15 protein-coding genes are annotated in these 15840 nt (G+C 59.7%); 8 read left to right on the top strand and 7 right to left on the bottom strand.

The genetic code is table 11. The features are described 5' to 3' along the window. Window positions 1-9: 9 nt before the first annotated feature. The gene (locus AAF555_01375) at window positions 10-339 is read right to left on the bottom strand and encodes a YegP family protein (GenBank protein ID MEM6910207.1); all 330 of its coding nucleotides are present in this window, start codon (window positions 337-339) and stop codon (window positions 10-12) included. Between the two features lie 67 nt (window positions 340-406). Next, the gene (locus tag AAF555_01380) at window positions 407-799 is read right to left on the bottom strand and encodes a DUF2780 domain-containing protein (protein ID MEM6910208.1); all 393 of its coding nucleotides are present in this window, start codon (window positions 797-799) and stop codon (window positions 407-409) included. A gap of 157 nt (window positions 800-956) precedes the next feature. On the opposite strand from AAF555_01380, the gene AAF555_01385 reads away from it, so the two are divergent. Next, window positions 957-1859, top strand: a complete 903-nt coding sequence (locus tag AAF555_01385) for a hypothetical protein (GenBank protein MEM6910209.1) — start codon at window positions 957-959, stop codon at window positions 1857-1859. A gap of 53 nt (window positions 1860-1912) precedes the next feature. Here AAF555_01385 and AAF555_01390 read toward each other — a convergent pair whose 3' ends face one another. From AAF555_01390 to gpmI, 4 genes are all read right to left on the bottom strand, one after another. Next, window positions 1913-2344 (bottom strand): YlbF family regulator, encoded by a 432-nt coding sequence (locus tag AAF555_01390; protein ID MEM6910210.1) that lies wholly within the window; start codon window positions 2342-2344, stop codon window positions 1913-1915. Window positions 2345-2771: 427 nt separating this feature from the next. Further along, the gene (locus tag AAF555_01395) at window positions 2772-3236 is read right to left on the bottom strand and encodes an RNA-binding protein (protein ID MEM6910211.1); all 465 of its coding nucleotides are present in this window, start codon (window positions 3234-3236) and stop codon (window positions 2772-2774) included. Between the two features lie 223 nt (window positions 3237-3459). Next, window positions 3460-3888 (bottom strand): secondary thiamine-phosphate synthase enzyme YjbQ, encoded by a 429-nt coding sequence (locus tag AAF555_01400; GenBank protein ID MEM6910212.1) that lies wholly within the window; start codon window positions 3886-3888, stop codon window positions 3460-3462. Beyond that, window positions 3885-5438, bottom strand: coding sequence for a 2,3-bisphosphoglycerate-independent phosphoglycerate mutase (gene gpmI, locus AAF555_01405; GenBank protein ID MEM6910213.1), 1554 nt, complete (start codon window positions 5436-5438; stop codon window positions 3885-3887). The genes AAF555_01400 and gpmI overlap by 4 nt, the downstream gene beginning before the upstream one ends. Window positions 5439-5615: 177 nt before the next feature. Between gpmI and AAF555_01410 the strand changes: the two genes are divergently transcribed. From AAF555_01410 to AAF555_01440, 7 genes are all read left to right on the top strand, one after another. Next, complete coding sequence (locus AAF555_01410; protein MEM6910214.1) at window positions 5616-7712, top strand: M3 family metallopeptidase; 2097 nt, start codon at window positions 5616-5618, stop codon at window positions 7710-7712. 11 nt (window positions 7713-7723) lie between these two features. Continuing rightward, window positions 7724-9346, top strand: coding sequence for a peptide ABC transporter substrate-binding protein (locus AAF555_01415; GenBank protein MEM6910215.1), 1623 nt, complete (start codon window positions 7724-7726; stop codon window positions 9344-9346). A gap of 1 nt (window position 9347) precedes the next feature. Beyond that, window positions 9348-10271, top strand: a complete 924-nt coding sequence (locus AAF555_01420) for an ABC transporter permease (protein MEM6910216.1) — start codon at window positions 9348-9350, stop codon at window positions 10269-10271. Further along, window positions 10271-11218, top strand: coding sequence for an ABC transporter permease (locus tag AAF555_01425; protein ID MEM6910217.1), 948 nt, complete (start codon window positions 10271-10273; stop codon window positions 11216-11218). The genes AAF555_01420 and AAF555_01425 overlap by 1 nt, the downstream gene beginning before the upstream one ends. A gap of 112 nt (window positions 11219-11330) precedes the next feature. Beyond that, complete coding sequence (locus AAF555_01430; GenBank protein ID MEM6910218.1) at window positions 11331-12311, top strand: ABC transporter ATP-binding protein; 981 nt, start codon at window positions 11331-11333, stop codon at window positions 12309-12311. 8 nt (window positions 12312-12319) lie between these two features. Continuing rightward, window positions 12320-13114, top strand: coding sequence for an ATP-binding cassette domain-containing protein (locus tag AAF555_01435; GenBank protein MEM6910219.1), 795 nt, complete (start codon window positions 12320-12322; stop codon window positions 13112-13114). Between the two features lie 94 nt (window positions 13115-13208). Further along, window positions 13209-13715, top strand: a complete 507-nt coding sequence (locus AAF555_01440) for an FHA domain-containing protein (GenBank protein MEM6910220.1) — start codon at window positions 13209-13211, stop codon at window positions 13713-13715. Window positions 13716-13758: 43 nt separating this feature from the next. Here AAF555_01440 and AAF555_01445 read toward each other — a convergent pair whose 3' ends face one another. After that, complete coding sequence (locus AAF555_01445; GenBank protein MEM6910221.1) at window positions 13759-15834, bottom strand: thioredoxin domain-containing protein; 2076 nt, start codon at window positions 15832-15834, stop codon at window positions 13759-13761. Between the last annotated feature and the right edge of the window lie 6 nt (window positions 15835-15840).

Raw genomic sequence — 15840 nt, forward strand, 5'->3', positions numbered from 1 at the left:
AAGCGGAGTTCAGCTTTCCACTTCCTTGACCTCTCCGGCAGCCGCGTTTTTGGCGACGGAAGCCAGGCCGTTCTTCAGCCCGGAGTCAGATTTGTATTGCTGGCTGGTGCCGACGATTTGCCCATTGGTCGATTTCAAGGTGAAATACTTTTTCCCGTTGCTGGCTTCCTTGACTTCAAAGCGGTCCTCCACCTGAGCGTTCTTTTTCACCGACTCGATGCCGTTGAGGCAGCCGGCTTTGTCTTTGTAGGCTTGGCCGGAAAGAATGATTTCGCCGTTTTTGGCTTTCAAGCGGAAATGAAATTTGCCGGTCTTGGGGCTTTTGAATACTTCGAACATCGGTGGTTGGGTTGGGTTAGAAGCTTCTGGTGTAACAAGTTCTGGCCGAAAAGACCATCCCAAAGTGTCATTTTTTGCTGAGCGATTCCAGAATCGCTGTCAGATGACCGGCGCCCTTGTCTTCCAAGAACTTTCCCAGGATGGAGCCAAACTGGGGAATGACTCCGGGGTCGATCTGAAGCTGTTTGAAGAGTCCGGCCAGCATGGCCAGATTCCCGAGACCTTTTCCCCCTCCCAACCCGCCCAGGAGACCACCCAGTTTCCCCATGGCCCCGCCATCGCTGGGAGCCTTCTTCAAAAAACCGGCCACCGCGTCTCCGCCCAAAAGATCCTGCAACTTCCCAAAATCCTGTTGCGAGGCTTTCGTCTTGATGAGGTTCAAAATGGCTCCCAGGCCCCCTTCGGCCTGCTCTTGGCCGAGGCCTGTTTCCTTCATGAGTTGACCGATCAATTCGTGCATCCAAGAGCCTGTCTTCGTGCGAAGCCAGCGTCAATCAAGAAAGGCGCCTGCTACCAGAAGAATCGCCAAGCAGCCAAAGATTCCCATTGGTGCTGGCGGGCAGGTGGGCCAAGCTGGACTCTTCTCTAGAAGGAGACCGACCCGCTCCTTACCCATTATGTCACTCCAATTCTTTGATCTTCCGACGGCCCCCGTGGGTTGCGCTCCTCTCACGCTGACTCGTCCCCTTTCCGAGTGTTTGGTGGGAGGGAAGTCCCTGCGGGCGGCTTGCGAGAGCCAAGCAGCCGGCTTGCAGGGAGGAGGGCCGCTTTTTTGGCCATCCACTTCTTGGATCGCACGAAAGGATTTGGAGGCGCTTTGGCAGCAGCCGAACGAGGCGGCCGTTTTGCGGGACGCCTTGGGCGAGGCCTTGGCTTGGCGAGGAGGTTCTCAGGGGGGACCGACCGAGAACGGGGTGGCTCTTTTGGCGTCGGCCGGGTCCTTCTCCCTTCGTTACTCCTGGGATTTGCTCGCTTTGCACGAGGCGCTCCTGGGAGCGGAGTCGAGCGGAGGGCGCATCCAAGGAGAGGTCTCTCCCCAGGCCGTGGTGGAGGGCAGCTTGCATCTGGGCAAGGGATCGCGGCTCCTCCCGGGGGTCTACCTTGAGGGCACCGTGGTTATTGGCGAAGGCTGCAAGATTGGGCCAAATTGTTACCTCCGCGGCCCCACCTCCATCGGCGATGGCTGCCACATCGGCAACGCGGTCGAGATCAAAAATTCCATCCTCTACCCCGATACCAGCGTGGGACACCTCAGCTATGTGGGGGATAGCATCATCGGGGCGGGAGTGAACTTGGGAGCCGGCACCATCACCTCCAATTACCGCCATGATGGAGGCTCTCATCGCTCCGAGATTGCGGGGGAATTGATCGATACGGGACGCCGAAAATTTGGCTGCATCCTCGGGGACGGCGTTCACACCGGAATTCACACTTCCCTCTATCCCGGGCGCAAGCTTTGGCCGCAGGTCACGACGCTCCCCGGTGAGGTCGTCCATCGGGACAAAAGGGGAGACGCTTGAGGAGGGGGAGGGCCTCTTCCCCGCCCCGCCTCAGGTCAGGCGGCAGCTTGGGTCTAGTTGCAACCGCAGCCGCCTCCTCCGCCTCCCCCACAGCAGCCGCCCTCCGGTTCGGCCAGCTCTTCTTCGGTGGGAAGACGACCCATCTCGAGTGTCATGCCGACTTGGCGCGAGATCTTTTTTTGGAGTTGGTGCAGGGCTTCCTGGGATTCGAGAAAGGCGGATGCGATTTCGTTATTCAGGAGGGTGTCGCGCGCGGCTTCGAATTGAGCCACTTCCTGATCGGTTAGCTGCACGCCCGATTGCTGCCGATGTCGCAGGTCTTCGCCCAATTCCTTGACGCTCTCGTACATCAGGCGAGCAGCTTGGTCGTTTTCAAAGCGTTCGATGTTCTCACGGAGCGCTTTCAGTTCGGGGTCCGCGAGAAGCGCTTCACAAAGTTCGGTGGCTTTCGCGAAGACGAGTGGTTCTTCAGTTAGGGTAGGCATGGTATAACATTAGGTGGAAAGTGGCTACGGGTCAATGAGGGGCCCGGATTCCTGGAGCGGGCGACTAATACCAACCTCCAGAATTCACAGGTAGAATGGAGGGAAGGAGGTATGGGGAAGAGGCGCTGAAGCGCGGGGAAGGAAGAGCCGGTGTTTTTCGAGCCAGCGCTGCGTTGCTCCTCGGTTACGGTGCCTGCACCGCGCCCTCGTCGCGCCTTGGTCTGGCCCGAAATCCACTCGGCCATTCTACCAGCCAATTCTGCAGCTTGGTATAAAGGCACTGGCAGCCGGACGGACGAGCCCCGTTCCCCTGCCCGGGGCGCAGTCAGCCAGGGGTCGCAGGCCGCAAGAAAAAGCCCTGTCTCACGGCGGCTAGGACCGCGCAAGACAGAGCTAGAAAGTCTTTCCTTAGAGAGAGGCGAGCGATTCAGAAATCCGGCTCGTCTCCGTAGCCGAAGTCGCGCTTGCGATCGCGCCGCGGGCCGCCCTTTTTGTGGCCGCCTCCGCCTTTTTTGCCGTAGCCACCGCCACCACCACTGGGTCCATCATCGCCCCAATCCCGGCCCCCGCCGCCATGGTCTCGGCGACCGCCCCCACCGCCACCTTTTTTGTAGCCACCGCCCCCACCCCCTTGAAAGCGAGGTTTCGGTTCACGCGGGCGGGCTTCATTCACTCGCAGAGGGCGTCCGCTGAAATCAGCCCCATCCATTTCTTCAATGGCCCGTTGGGCGCCTTCAGCTTCTTCCATGGAGACAAAGGCGAAGCCTTTGGATCGTCCGGTGTCGTGATCGACGATGATTTTCACTCGTGCCACGCTCCCAAACTCCGCAAAAGCGGCTTCGACGTCGGCCTCGCTGGCGTCATAGGGCAGGTTGCCCACATAGATGTCCATTTCTTGATTCGGTATTCTCTAGGTGCGTCGCTGGGGTCATCGGAAGGAAGAAGCGAATCAACGAGGCGGAACTTCACTTTTTCCCAAACCAGTCACGGGAGAGTGACTCGTTTCCATCTTTCGCTGAATGGATCGGATCGACGAGCCACCCTTCGGTAAGATTCGCCCGAGTATGCGGGGTTCCGCCAGGGAAGTCAATGCTCATCGTCGCTCGAGGCCGGTCTCATGAAGTCCCCAGCACGCTGACCACCAGTTGCCGGGTATGAGGGACCGCCCGGTGCTCGAAGAGAAAGAGGCCCTGCCAAGTGCCGAGCGCCAAGCGGCCGTCCAGAAGCGGGATGTTTTTGTCGACGTCGGTGAGACACATGCGGATGTGGGAGGGCATGTCGTCGGGTCCCTCCAGAGTGTGCTGAAAGTAGCTTTCGTTTTCCGGGACCAGGCGATCAAAGTAGGCGTGGAGATCGGCCCTCGCGGTGGGGTCGGCATTCTCCATGATGACGAGGCTGCAACTGGTGTGGCGCACGAAGACGGTCACGACCCCCGACCGCGCGCCGCTTTCTTGCGCGATGGCGGCCACGTGCTCGGTGATTTCGTAGGTGCCCTTGCCGCGAGTCGAGACACGGAAGCCGCCGCTGTGCGCGATCTGGCTCACGAGGACTTCCGGGTGAGAAGCGACTTGCCGGTCATCCGATCTGGTTTTTCCAGACCGAGCAAGAAGAGAAGAGTCGGGGCGATGTCTGCCAGGATGCCCTCACGAAGCTCATATTCGGCATGATCGGCTCCCACGTAGAGCAGATGCACGAGGTTGGTGGTGTGAGCAGTGTGGGGCGAGCCGTCGCTTTTTTGATTCATCTGTTCGCAGTTCCCATGGTCGGCGCTGATGACCAGGCGTCCGCCGAGGGCCAGGGTTTTCTCGACCACTTGCTGCACCCCCCAATCGATTTTTTCGACCGCTTGGACGGCCGCCGAGATGTCGCCGGTGTGACCCACCATGTCGGGGTTGGCGAAGTTGAGGATGACGAGGTCGTAGTCGGCCAGCTGGCGGGTGATGGTTTCGGTGACTTGGTCAGCCGACATTTCCGGCTGGAGATCGTAAGTCGCCACTTTCGGGGAGGGGATGATCTCCCGCTCTTCCCCGGGAAAGGCCACTTCCTTCCCTCCGTTGAAGAAATAGGTCACGTGGGGATATTTCTCGGTTTCGGCAATGCGAAGTTGCTTCAGTCCGGCCCGACCGACCACTTCGCCCAAGACGTCTTTCAGCTCGACCGGGGGGAAGACCACCGGCACGCCGTAGGTTTCGTCATATTCGGTCAAGGTGAGGTAGTGGGTTTTCGGTCGGCCCCCGCGCTCAAAGCCCACGAAGTCCTCCTGGAGAAAGGCCTGGGAGAGTTGGCGGGCGCGGTCCGCGCGGAAATTAAAAAACAAGATGACATCGCCGTCGCGCACCCGCTCTTCCTCGACGTGGCCGAAGACCATGGCAGGCAGGAACTCGTCCGTTTTGTTGAGTTGGCTGTAGCATTGCTCGACGGCTTCGGAAGCCAGCATTTCCCGCGGCTCGCCCTGGCCATGAACGATGGCGTCCCAAGCCACTTGGGTCCGGTCCCAACGATTGTCCCGGTCCATCGCGAAGTAGCGACCCACCACCGTGGAGATGCGAGCTTTGGCTTCCGCCAGGGCGAGTTCGCAGTCGTGCAAGTAGTCCTTGCCCCGGGTGGGGGAGGTATCGCGGCCGTCGGTGATGGCGTGGACCATGATGTCCTTCACCCCCGCTTGGTGGGCCGCCTGCGCGAGGGCCACCAGGTGGTTTTGATGGCTGTGAACGCCGCCATCGGAGACGAGCCCGATGAGATGCAGTCGAGTGGACTTGGCTTGGGTGAAAGCCTCGGTCAGCGCCGCGTTCGAGCCGAGTTCTTGCTCGTCGATGGCTTTGTTGATGCGGGTGAAATCTTGATACACGATCCGACCGGCCCCTAGATTGAGATGGCCGACCTCGGAATTGCCCATTTGCCCCTCGGGCAGGCCCACGTCCAGCCCACTCGCGCTCAGGCAATGGAGGGGGTAGGTTTGGTAGAGGTGATCGTGGAAAGGGGTTTGGGCGAGGAGGGTGGCATCGCCATTTTCCTCGGCCTTCTCGAGGCCATCGGGGTTGATGCCCCAGCCATCACGGATGATGAAGACCACGGGTTGTTTCGGTGCAGACATAGAGAAGAAGCGTGGGGATGGGTGGTGGGAGAGTTGCGGGCGCAAGGGTGGCGCGCGCCGGGAGTGGGGTCAATGAGCTTCCCGTGAATTTGCAGTCGCTTCGCTCCGTCCGAGAAAAAAACCGACACGGGATTCGCTTTTTCCCGCGTTCTTAGGATGATGGAAGCCCCGATCCCCATGTCCCTCCTGCTCCGCTTTCTTTTCCTTTGCCCCCTGGCTGTCATTCAGGCTGGTCTGCCGACCCTGAGCGAATTCGAGGAACAGGCGGAAGAGTTTGGCGTTCGTCTCTCCCTCCCGGAGTTTCCCGCGGACGAGGAGGGAGTGGCTGCGCGGATCGATGAGGTCATCGCGGGCTACACCGCGGTCGGCGATGAGATCGCGGCGCTCGCCGATGGGGAGCGAACCTTTGAAAACACAGTGGGTGCCCTCGATGGCTTGGAAGCGCTTTCCTGGAATCGGCTTTCTGCGGTCAACATTCTGGAAAACGCCAGCCCGGAGGCCGCCCTGCGCGAGGTGGCCCAGCGGGAGTTGCTCCGCTTCGAAGAGTTCGCCGTTTCCTTCGGCTACCGAGAAGACATCTATCGATCCGTGCGAGCCTACGCGGAGACCGAGCCCGTCCTCGAACTAGATCAAAAGAGACTGCTGAACGAAGTGCTGGTGGGCTACCGGCAGCAGGGTTTTGAATTGAGGCCGGAGAAGCGGGCCCAAGTCGAGGCGCTCAAAAAAGAGCTGAGCCGTGCCACCAACGATTTCAGTCGCAATATCCGCGAGAGCAGCGCCACCGTCATCTTGACCGCCGAAGAGCTGCGGGGCGTCCCGGAGAATCTCCTGGCCAAGCTGAAGACAGGCCAGGACGAATACACGGTCCAGGCGCAAATCGCCTGGCAGCTCTTGGGCGTTTTGCAGAATGCCCGCTCGGAGGAGGTGCGTCGAGAAGTCTATGTGGCCAGGTCGACCCACGCCATGGAGCTGAACGTGCCCGTGCTCACGGAAATGGTCCTTTTGCGAACACGCATCGCCAATCTTTTGGGCTACCCGACTTGGGCCGACTACAAAACGGAGTCCCGCATGGCCGGGAGCGAACAAGTGGTGCGGGAATTTCTCTCGGAGCTGAACGAAGGGCTGGCTCCCAAATTTGAGGAGGAGTTGGCTGTCCTTCGCCAACTAAAAGTCCGCGAGACCGGGCAGGCGGACGCGCAGGTCGAGATGTGGGACGTGCCCTACTTCCGCAATGTCTTGCAAAACCAGCAGTTCCAGATCGATCAAGAGGCCTTGCGGGCCTACTTCCCCTATGAGCCGACTCTCGAGGGAATGTTTGCGGTCTATGAGGAGATTTTCGGCCTCGAGATCCGGCAAATGGAGAACCCCAACCCTTGGCACCCCGAGGTCACCCTCTACGGGGTGATCGATAGCGAGACCGGCAAGCCCATGGGCTTGTTTTACCTCGACATGTTCCCCCGGGAGGGGAAATACAATCATTTCGCTCAATTTGGCATCATTGGCGGAAAGTTGGGTGCGGATGGAATCTACCAGCGGCCGACTGTGGCCCTCATCTGCAATTTCCCGCCACCCTCCTCAGACGAACCCTCCCTTTTGAGCTTCGACAATGTGGAAACGCTCTTCCACGAATTTGGGCACGTCATGCACTCGGTGCTGACCGAAGCCCGCTATGCCAGCCATGCCTGCACGAGTGTCCCGCGAGATTTTGTGGAGATGCCTTCGCAGGTCTTGGAATACTGGGTGACTGACAAAGCCACGCTCGACACCTTTGCCGCCGATTACCGGGACTCCTCCCAGAAGATCCCGGAGGAAGTCTTGGAGAATTTGCAGGCCGCGGAGTTGGCGACCGTGGGCATCCACTATCGTCGACAGATCAACTACGCGCTCGTCGATCTCCTTTTGCACACCTACGCCGCCCCCGAGCAAGTGACCGATGTGGCCCTGGTGGGAAACAGAGTGGCCGAGAATGTCTACCTCCCACCGCCTGAGGGAACGGCCTACGTGGCGGGCTTTGGCCACCTGACGCATTATGACGCGGGCTACTATGGCTATGCCTGGGCCGATGTCATCAGCGCTGATTTGGCCGATTACTTTGAGTCCTCCGAAAAGGGCTTTCTCAATCCAGAGCTGGGGCGGAGGCTGCGACATGAAATTCTCGCCAAAGGAGACTCTCGATCGCCCAGGGACTCCATCCGGGCCTTTCTCGGGAGGGACTACTCCATCACGCCCTTTCTGAAGAAAATCGGAGTGGAAGCCCCCACCGAAGCCCCCTAAGCCTTTCTCCTATGTGCCGCCCAGCCGCTCTCGCCCTCTCCTTTGTCGTGCTCGGCTTGGGGAGCGCTGGCTGTGTCGATCCAGATGCCAATGCGGACGCCGCGGCGGACGCCGGCATCCTCATCATGGGCAATGGGGAGGAGCCCAAAGGCCTCGACCCGCACCTGGTCTCCGGGGTTCTCGAAAGCAATATCATCCGGGCCTTGTTCGAAGGCCTCTGCGTGGAGCATCCTTCGGAAAACGGGGTTTCCCTGCCCGGGGCGGCGCAAAGCTGGGAAGCCAATGAGGACTTCACCGAATGGACCTTCCACTTGCAGCCGGACGGGAAGTGGTCGGATGGAAAGGCGGTCACGACCGATGACTTCCTCTTCGCTTATGAAAGGATCTTGAGCGAGGAGCTGGCGGCCAAATACTCCGGCATGCTCTTCTTTCTGGAAAACGGCGAAGCCTTCCACAAAGGGGAAATCACGGATTTTTCCGAGGTCGGGGTGAGCGCTTCGGGGCCGCATACCCTCCATTTCAAGTTGCGGGGTCCCACGCCCTTTCTGCCGGAACTGACCAAACACTACACCTGGTATCCGGTGCCTCGGCACGCGGTGCTGGCGCACGGGTCCATGACGGATCGTTTCACGCAGTGGACCGATCCCGAGAACTTGGTTTCGAACGGTCCTTTCAAGCTGAAGGAATGGGTTTTCAATCGCTACATCGTAGCCGAGAAGAGCCCGACCTATTGGGACGCCGACGTAGTCAAGCTGAACGAGATTCGCTACCTCCCCATCAAAAACGTCTACACCGAGGCCCGGATGTTTTTCGATAACCAACTGCACGTCAGCTACACCTTGGCCTCGGAGTTGATTGCCCATGCCAAAGAGAACTATGCCGAAAACTTGCGACAAGAAACCTACCTCGGGACCTACTTCATCCGCTGCAATGTGGACCATGGTCCGCTCCGGGACGTGCGGGTTCGCCAGGCCCTTGGGATGGCGATCGATCGCCCAGCTCTCATCGAGAATGTGCTCAAAGGCGGCCAAAAGCCGGCTTTGGGGATGGTGCCGCCTTTTGGGGATTACCAATCGCCTGAAACCGTTGTCGGCCAATATGATCCTGAGCTGGCCAAGCAACTGATGGCCGAAGCGGGCTATCCCGGTGGCAAAGGCTTTCCTGACATCAGTCTCCTCATCACGGATAGCGAGACTTCCAAGGTGCTCTCGGAGGCCCTGCAAGCCATGTGGGAACAGACGCTTGGAATTCGCATCACCATCCGGCAGATGGAATGGGCCACCTACCTCAATGCCATGCAGAGACTGGATTATGACCTGGGCGTGGGCGGTTGGATCGGAGACTACCTCGACCCGACAACCTTCTTGGAAATGTGGATCAAGGACGGGGGCAACAACAACACCAGCTGGAGCAGCGTGGAGTATGAAACCTTGTTGCGGGAGGCCGAGCAGATGGCGGATCCGGCGGAACGCTTTGCCACCTTGCAAAGGGCGGAAACCCTCTTTCTCAATGACTGGCCCACCCTTCCCATCTTTTGGTATACCAGGAATTACCTGCTGCATCCCAGGCTAGAGGGGTGGCATCCCCTCTTGTTGGACAATCATCCCTTCAAGTTCCTCCACTTCTCCCCCTGACATGCTGCGGTATCTCGTCTCACGTCTGCTACAGGGGCTGCTCGTGATTTTTTGCCTGTATACCATCACCTTTTTTCTGGTGCGGGCCGTTCCGGGGGATCCTTTCACGGATGAGAAGGCCATGAGTGAGCAGAATATCGAGCGACAGAAGGCCTACTGGGGTCTCGATCAGCCGCTCCCGATTCAGTACCTACGCTCCCTTAAAAAAACCTTCCTGGAATTCGATTTCGGCCCTTCCATGAAAAAGGAGGGGCGACTTGTCATCGACATCATTGGCCAATCCTTTCCCGTCTCGTTTGTGCTCGGTTTCGGGTCGCTCGGTTTTGCTTTGCTGCTGGGAATTCCTTCCGGGATCCTTTCGGCGCTCAAGCGAAACTCGCCCGCCGATTATGCTTCCATGGGGGTGGCCCTGATCGGGATTTGCGTGCCGTCTTTCGTGATTGGCCCGGTGCTGGTGATCTTGGTGGCGGCCCAGGTCGCTTGGTTGAACGTGGCCGGTTGGGATTCGCCGACCGATTGGATCCTACCGTCCTTCACGCTCGGGTTTTCGACCGCGGCCTACATCGCGCGGCTGACGCGCGGGGGCATGTTGGACGTGCTCAATCAGGACTACATCCGAACGGCTTATGCCAAGGGCGTGCCGCCTTTGCGCGTCATCTTGCTCCATGCGCTGCGCGGTGGGGTCACTCCGGCCGTGGCCTTCATCGGCCCCGCCTTCGCGGCCCTCATCAGTGGATCGTTCATTGTGGAGACCATCTTTTTCGTGCCCGGCATGGGGCAGCACTTTCTGAATGCCGCGACCGGCCGGGACTACACGCTCATGCAGGGGCTGGTCATGTTTTACGGCTTCTTGATCGTCTTGGCCAATCTGAGCGCAGACATCCTGCAAGCCGCTCTCAACCCACGCGTTCGTTTGACTGACTGATGGCTTCGCTCGACTCACCCACAGGCGCGAAAGGGGTCTCGCTTACAGCGGATGCCCTGCGTCGATTGCTGGCCAATCGAATGGCGGTCGCGAGCTTGGTCATTTTGGGGCTCATGTTTTTCCTCTGTTTCGTAGGGGCGTGGTTTTGCCCCGATCCGGACCAGCAAGACCTTGGCAATAAGTTTTCAGGTCCGAGTGGAGCCCATTGGCTGGGGACCGATCATCTGGGGCGGGATTTCTTATCCCGCATTCTCTTTGGAGGGCAGATTTCTCTTTTAGTGGGGCTGATCGCCGCCACCATCTCGCTTTTGATCGGCGTCGTTTATGGCGGCCTCTCCGGGTATCTCGGCGGGAAGGTGGATTCGCTCCTGATGCGGATTGTGGATATCCTTTATGCCCTGCCTTTCCTTCTCATTGTGATCCTTTTGAAGGTGGTGCTGGATGAGAATGTGGTGGAGGTCGTGAAGTATCTCACCGAAGAATGGAAGTGGGACAAAGAACAAGTCACTCGATTCGCCAACATTGTGCCGCTCTTCGTGGCGATTGGCATTTTGGGCTGGTTGACCATGGCGCGGATCACGCGGGCCCAGGTCCTGGCGATGCGAGATCTGGAGTTTGTGGAGGCCGCCCGCTCTTTGGGGCTTTCTCATGCCATCATCCTCTTCCGGCACATTCTGCCCAACATTTTAGGGCCCATCATCATTTACACCACTTTGACCATCCCCAGCTTCATTCTCTATGAGGCTTCGCTTTCTTATCTCGGCCTCGGGGTGGCCGCGCCCGATAGTTCTTGGGGCATTCTCTTGGACGACGGGGCCAATTACATGGAGACCAATCTGCAATTGCTCCTGCTGCCGGGAATCGCCTTCAGCATCACGCTCTTCGCCCTGAATTTCCTGGGAGATGGACTCCGGGATGCGCTGGACGTCAAATCTTCCAAGGACTGAAGTGCCAAGCATGACTTTCACCTAATGAATGAGGACTTGCCAGACCAGCGGAGTGGCCTTTTTCGCGATCCATCCTGAGTGAGCCCTCTCCCTTCACCCCAATGACTTTTCGATGCTTCTCGACGTCCAAGATCTGACCGTCCGCTTTTACACCCGGGATGGGGTGGTCCATGCCGTGGAGGGCGTTTCCTTTGAGCTCGATCAAGGGCAAACCATGGGGATCGTGGGTGAGTCCGGGTCGGGAAAATCGGTTTCCTGCTACGCCCTGCTGGGACTCCTCCCCTTGCCTCCGGGCAAGATCGAACGCGGCCAAGCCCTCTTTGATGGCAGGGACCTCTTGCGGCTGCCCCAGGCTGAACTGCAGGCGGTTCGCGGCTCGCGCATCTCCATGATCTTTCAGGATCCGATGACCTCGCTGAACCCCTACCTGAAAATTTCCACTCAGTTGATGGAGCCTCTTCTCTTGCATGAGAAGGTGGAGAAGGCCGAGGCGCTCGAGCGGGCGATCCAGTCCCTGGAGGAAGTCGGCGTGAGGGACGCAGCCAAGCGCATTCACAGTTATCCGCACGAGTTCTCAGGTGGGATGCGGCAGCGGGTCATGATTGCCATGGCCTTGATCACCCGACCGGAAATTCTCATTGCGGACGAGCCGACGACGGCGCTCGACGTGACGGTCCAGAAGCAGGTTTTGGATTTGATTAAGGAGCGACAAGAAAAGCTCGGCACGGCCGTCATCTTTGTGACGCATGACCTGGCTGTGGTCTCGCAAGTCTGCGATCGCGTCAATGTCATGTATGCCGGGCGCATCGTGGAAAGCGCCCCCACCCGGAGGCTTTTTCAAAAGCCGAGGCACGCCTACACGCGCGCCTTGCAAAGATCGATTCCAGGGATGCAATCGAAGGGCGAGGCGCTGTATAGCATTCCGGGGACCCCGCCCAGCTTGACGGAGCCGCCCGCGGGGTGCGCTTTTGCCCCTCGTAACGAGTTGGGGATTCGTTCCCAATGTTGTGAGGAGGGGGCTCCTGCTATGAAAGAAATGGGGCCTGGCCACTTGGTGCAGGATTGCCCCGGCTGCTTAGCGAACTCGGACTGACGATAGAGATGCCTTTGTTAGAACTAGATGCGGTTACCAAGACCTTCACCAAGCGGTCCGGCTTGCTCGGTCGGAGCGTCGAGCAAGTGGAAGCGGTGAAAGAGGTGTCCCTGGCGGTCGAGAGGGGGGAGATCCTGGGCTTGGTGGGGGAATCGGGTTGTGGCAAGTCCACCTTGTCCCGCTGCGTGATGCAGCTGTTGCCGGTGACCTCGGGAAGGATTGTCTTGGAGGGCCAGGAGTTGACGGCGCTTTCCCAATGGCAGGTTCGTCCCTTGCGCTTGAATTTTCAGATGGTCTTCCAGGATCCCTATGCCTCACTCAATCCTCGCATGACCATCTTTTCGACTTTGGCCGAGGCCGTGCGGCAACGTCATCCGAGGGCGCAAGAGAGCGATTTGGAAAAGAGGATCGGGAAGCTCATGGAGACGGTCGGCTTGAGTGCCAAGGCGCTTCGGAAGTATCCGCATGAGTTTTCTGGCGGACAGCGACAGCGAATTGCGATCGCCCGCGCCTTGGCCCCTGAGCCTCGGCTCATCATCGCGGATGAGCCGGTCTCGGCGCTCGATGTCTCGATCCAATCGCAGATTCTCAATCTCTTGAAACGGCTCAATCGAGAGTTCGATCTTACGATGATTTTCATCTCGCACGATCTTTCGGTGGTTCACTACCTGGCCGACCGCATCGCGGTCATGCAGCTGGGCCAAATTGTGGAAGAAGGGGATGCGGAGGCGGTCTTCCAAAGTCCCCAGCACGATTACACCCGGACCCTGCTTTCGGCCATTCCCCTGCTGAGCCCGAACTGAGGTCGGGGGAGCCGGAGAAAAGTCGGGGAGTTTTGCGACGTAAGGGTAAGGCCGGTCCGAGTTGCTGTCTGGCACCACCCACCCCCCCTCAATCATGGAAGGCGTTCAAAAAATCGTTCTGCAACTGCCCGAAGGCACCTCTCTCAAATTCGGCTTGGAGATGGACCGAGTCCGGATCGGACGGGCTCCCGACAATGATGTGGTCTTAGACGATGGGTCCATTTCCAATCACCACGCGGAATTGGTGGTTTCGGAAAGTGGCTGTGTTTTGAAGGATCTTCATTCCACCAACGGCATTTCCAAGGGCGGACTGGAGCAGGCGGAAATTTTGCTTCAGGATCTCGATATCGTGAAAATCGGTTCGGTGAGAATGCAGCTGCTGGCGCCGGGGAGCGAAGCGACTCTTTTTGACCAGCCCGATACCGACCCGCCTTTGCAACCGATGGCGGTGGTGGAGCAGGCGGAGCCTGAGGAGGAAAAAGAGGCGGGGGGCAGTTCGCTGGTGACCACTTTGACCTCGATTTTGGTGGTGATCGCGCTGGCCATCGGGGTGGCCTTGGCCCTCCTCTATTTCATTGATCGCTCTCAGAAGGGAGGGTGACTTCAGAAGAAGGCCAAGGTGGCACCTCCCGGGCGAGGGATGGTTAGGGCTGGGCGGCGCGCTGGCTGAGATTTTGGGCGAGCTGGGCAGGGTCGCTGGTCGGAAGAAGGCATTGCCTGCCTTGGCAGACAAAGGCGGTCGGCCGGGTGGCTTGGTGGGCCAAGGTGGCGGTGAAGGGGTCGACCGGACCTTCGGTTCCCAGGACGAGCCGGGCCGGGCCGGGAGCGGCCAAACTGGCCCGGAGAAGGGCTCGGGTTTGGCTGGCCTGGGGGTCGCCCACCAGGACGATGCGGGTGAAGCCAGTTTGCATTTCGCTCAAGCCCAGGAGCATGGAGGGCAGCGCATGGGGGCTTCGCTCGAGGGTGTCTGCGAAATAGGCGAGGGTGTTTTCGGCCAGTTCACGGTAGCGGTTCTGGCCAGTGATTTCGGCCAAGCGGAGGAGGCTGCGGAGGGCGACTGAGTTTTCTGCGGGTGTGGCGCCGTCCCAGTCCGGCTTCATGCGGACGAAGAGGTCTTCCTGCTCGGGCGCTTGAAAAAACCCGCCTGCCTTCGGGTCATGAAAGCGAGCGATCATGGATTCGCTGATCTCGATGGCCCAGGCCAGAGTGCCCGCTTCCAAGGTGCTTTGATAGTGCCAGAGGAGCCCTTCCAAGAGAAAGGCGTAGTCTTCCAGAAGTTGGGCCCTATCCCGGTGGCCCTCGTGCCAGCGATGAGAGAGGCGTTTTGACCGGCTGTCCCAGAGGGCCTTTCGTAGGAAGGCGAGATTTTCCCGTGCGGCTTGGGCGTAGCGTTCCTCCTGCAAAAGCAGGCCGGCGCGGGCGCAAGCGCCCAACATAAGGCCGTTCCAGGAGGTGAGGATTTTGTCATCCAGCCCGGGGCGAATCCGTTGGCTGCGAGCTTCCAGGAGCTGGGCTCGGATTTGCGGGAGGGTTTCTTGTTCATCCGGGGTCAGTTGGCGGAAGGGGATGGCCTGGTGGAGGACGTTTTGGTTGAGGAGCGGTTGGGGGTCGCTGTGGTCGAGGAAATTGCCTGAGGGGGTCAGCCCATAGTGGCGGGTGGCGAGGTCGAGGAGCTGGTCATCGCCCAGGAGTTCGGCGATCTCGGCCAGCGTCCAGGTGTAGAACTTTCCTTCTTTGCCTTCACTATCGGCATCTTCGGCGGAGAAGAAGCCCCCTTGGGCGTGAGTCATGTCCCGGAGGAGGTAGTCGAGGGTGTCCCGCGCTGTCTGGGCGAAGCTCTCTTCCCCGGTCAGCCCCCAGAGATCGAGGTAGAGATGGACGAGCTGGGCGTTGTCGTAGAGCATTTTTTCAAAGTGAGGGACGAGCCATTCGCGGTCGACCGCGTAGCGGGCGAAGCCGCCGCCCAGTTGGTCGAAGATCCCGCCCTCCTGCATGCGGCGAGCGGTCGTGATGACTTGCTCAAGGGCGGCTTCCTCCCCTTGCAGCCAGCCCTGGTGCAAAAGAAAGAGCGGGTGGGAGGGCCGGGGAAACTTGGGGGCCCGGCCCCAGCCGCCTTGTTCGCGATCGTAGCCGCGTTGGAGCTCTTCCAAGGCCCGCGGGAGGAGATGGCTGGCCAGTTCGGGGTCCGGGGAGGGTGGGTCGGCGGCCAGGGCGTGGCGCAGTTGCTGGGCCGTCTGGGCGCCGTGCTGACGCACTTTGGCCCGCTCGTGGGTCCAGGTGTGGTGGAGGCTTTCCAAGACCATGGTGAAGCTGGCGCGGCCGTGGGCAGGCTGGGGCGGGAAGTAGGTCCCTCCGTAGAAGGGCTCGAGTTCCGGGGTGAGGAAGAGATGGAGAGGCCAGCCGCCGCCTTCGCTGGACAGGGCTTGGTAGGCGGCCATGTAGATTTGGTCCACATCGGGGCGCTCTTCGCGGTCCACCTTGATCGACACGAAGTGCTGATTGAGAAGGGCGGCGATGGCTTCGCTCTCGAAGGATTCGCGCTCCATGACATGACACCAGTGGCAGGTGGAGTAGCCGATGCTGAGGAGGATGGGCCGATCCAGTTCCCGGGCGCGAGCGAAGGCCGCTTCCCCCCAGGGATACCAGTCCACCGGATTGTGGAGGTGCTGGCGGAGGTAGGGGGAGGCTTCCCCGGCGAGGTGATTGGGCGGGTGGGGCATGGGGGT

Source organism: Verrucomicrobiota bacterium (assembly GCA_039027815.1).
Taxonomy (GTDB): Bacteria; Verrucomicrobiota; Verrucomicrobiia; order Verrucomicrobiales; family JBCCJK01; genus JBCCJK01.

Coding starts and splice junctions, on each gene's coding strand:
- AAF555_01385 (MEM6910209.1), top strand. CDS start 957: ATGTCACTCCAATTCTTTGATCTTCCGACGGCCCCCGTGGGTTGCGCT.
- AAF555_01415 (MEM6910215.1), top strand. CDS start 7,724: ATGTGCCGCCCAGCCGCTCTCGCCCTCTCCTTTGTCGTGCTCGGCTTG.
- AAF555_01425 (MEM6910217.1), top strand. CDS start 10,271: ATGGCTTCGCTCGACTCACCCACAGGCGCGAAAGGGGTCTCGCTTACA.
- AAF555_01440 (MEM6910220.1), top strand. CDS start 13,209: ATGGAAGGCGTTCAAAAAATCGTTCTGCAACTGCCCGAAGGCACCTCT.
- gpmI (MEM6910213.1), bottom strand. CDS start 5,438: ATGTCTGCACCGAAACAACCCGTGGTCTTCATCATCCGTGATGGCTGG.
- AAF555_01390 (MEM6910210.1), bottom strand. CDS start 2,344: ATGCCTACCCTAACTGAAGAACCACTCGTCTTCGCGAAAGCCACCGAA.
- AAF555_01430 (MEM6910218.1), top strand. CDS start 11,331: ATGCTTCTCGACGTCCAAGATCTGACCGTCCGCTTTTACACCCGGGAT.
- AAF555_01435 (MEM6910219.1), top strand. CDS start 12,320: ATGCCTTTGTTAGAACTAGATGCGGTTACCAAGACCTTCACCAAGCGG.
- AAF555_01420 (MEM6910216.1), top strand. CDS start 9,348: ATGCTGCGGTATCTCGTCTCACGTCTGCTACAGGGGCTGCTCGTGATT.
- AAF555_01380 (MEM6910208.1), bottom strand. CDS start 799: ATGCACGAATTGATCGGTCAACTCATGAAGGAAACAGGCCTCGGCCAA.
- AAF555_01375 (MEM6910207.1), bottom strand. CDS start 339: ATGTTCGAAGTATTCAAAAGCCCCAAGACCGGCAAATTTCATTTCCGC.
- AAF555_01410 (MEM6910214.1), top strand. CDS start 5,616: ATGTCCCTCCTGCTCCGCTTTCTTTTCCTTTGCCCCCTGGCTGTCATT.
- AAF555_01445 (MEM6910221.1), bottom strand. CDS start 15,834: ATGCCCCACCCGCCCAATCACCTCGCCGGGGAAGCCTCCCCCTACCTC.
- AAF555_01395 (MEM6910211.1), bottom strand. CDS start 3,236: ATGGACATCTATGTGGGCAACCTGCCCTATGACGCCAGCGAGGCCGAC.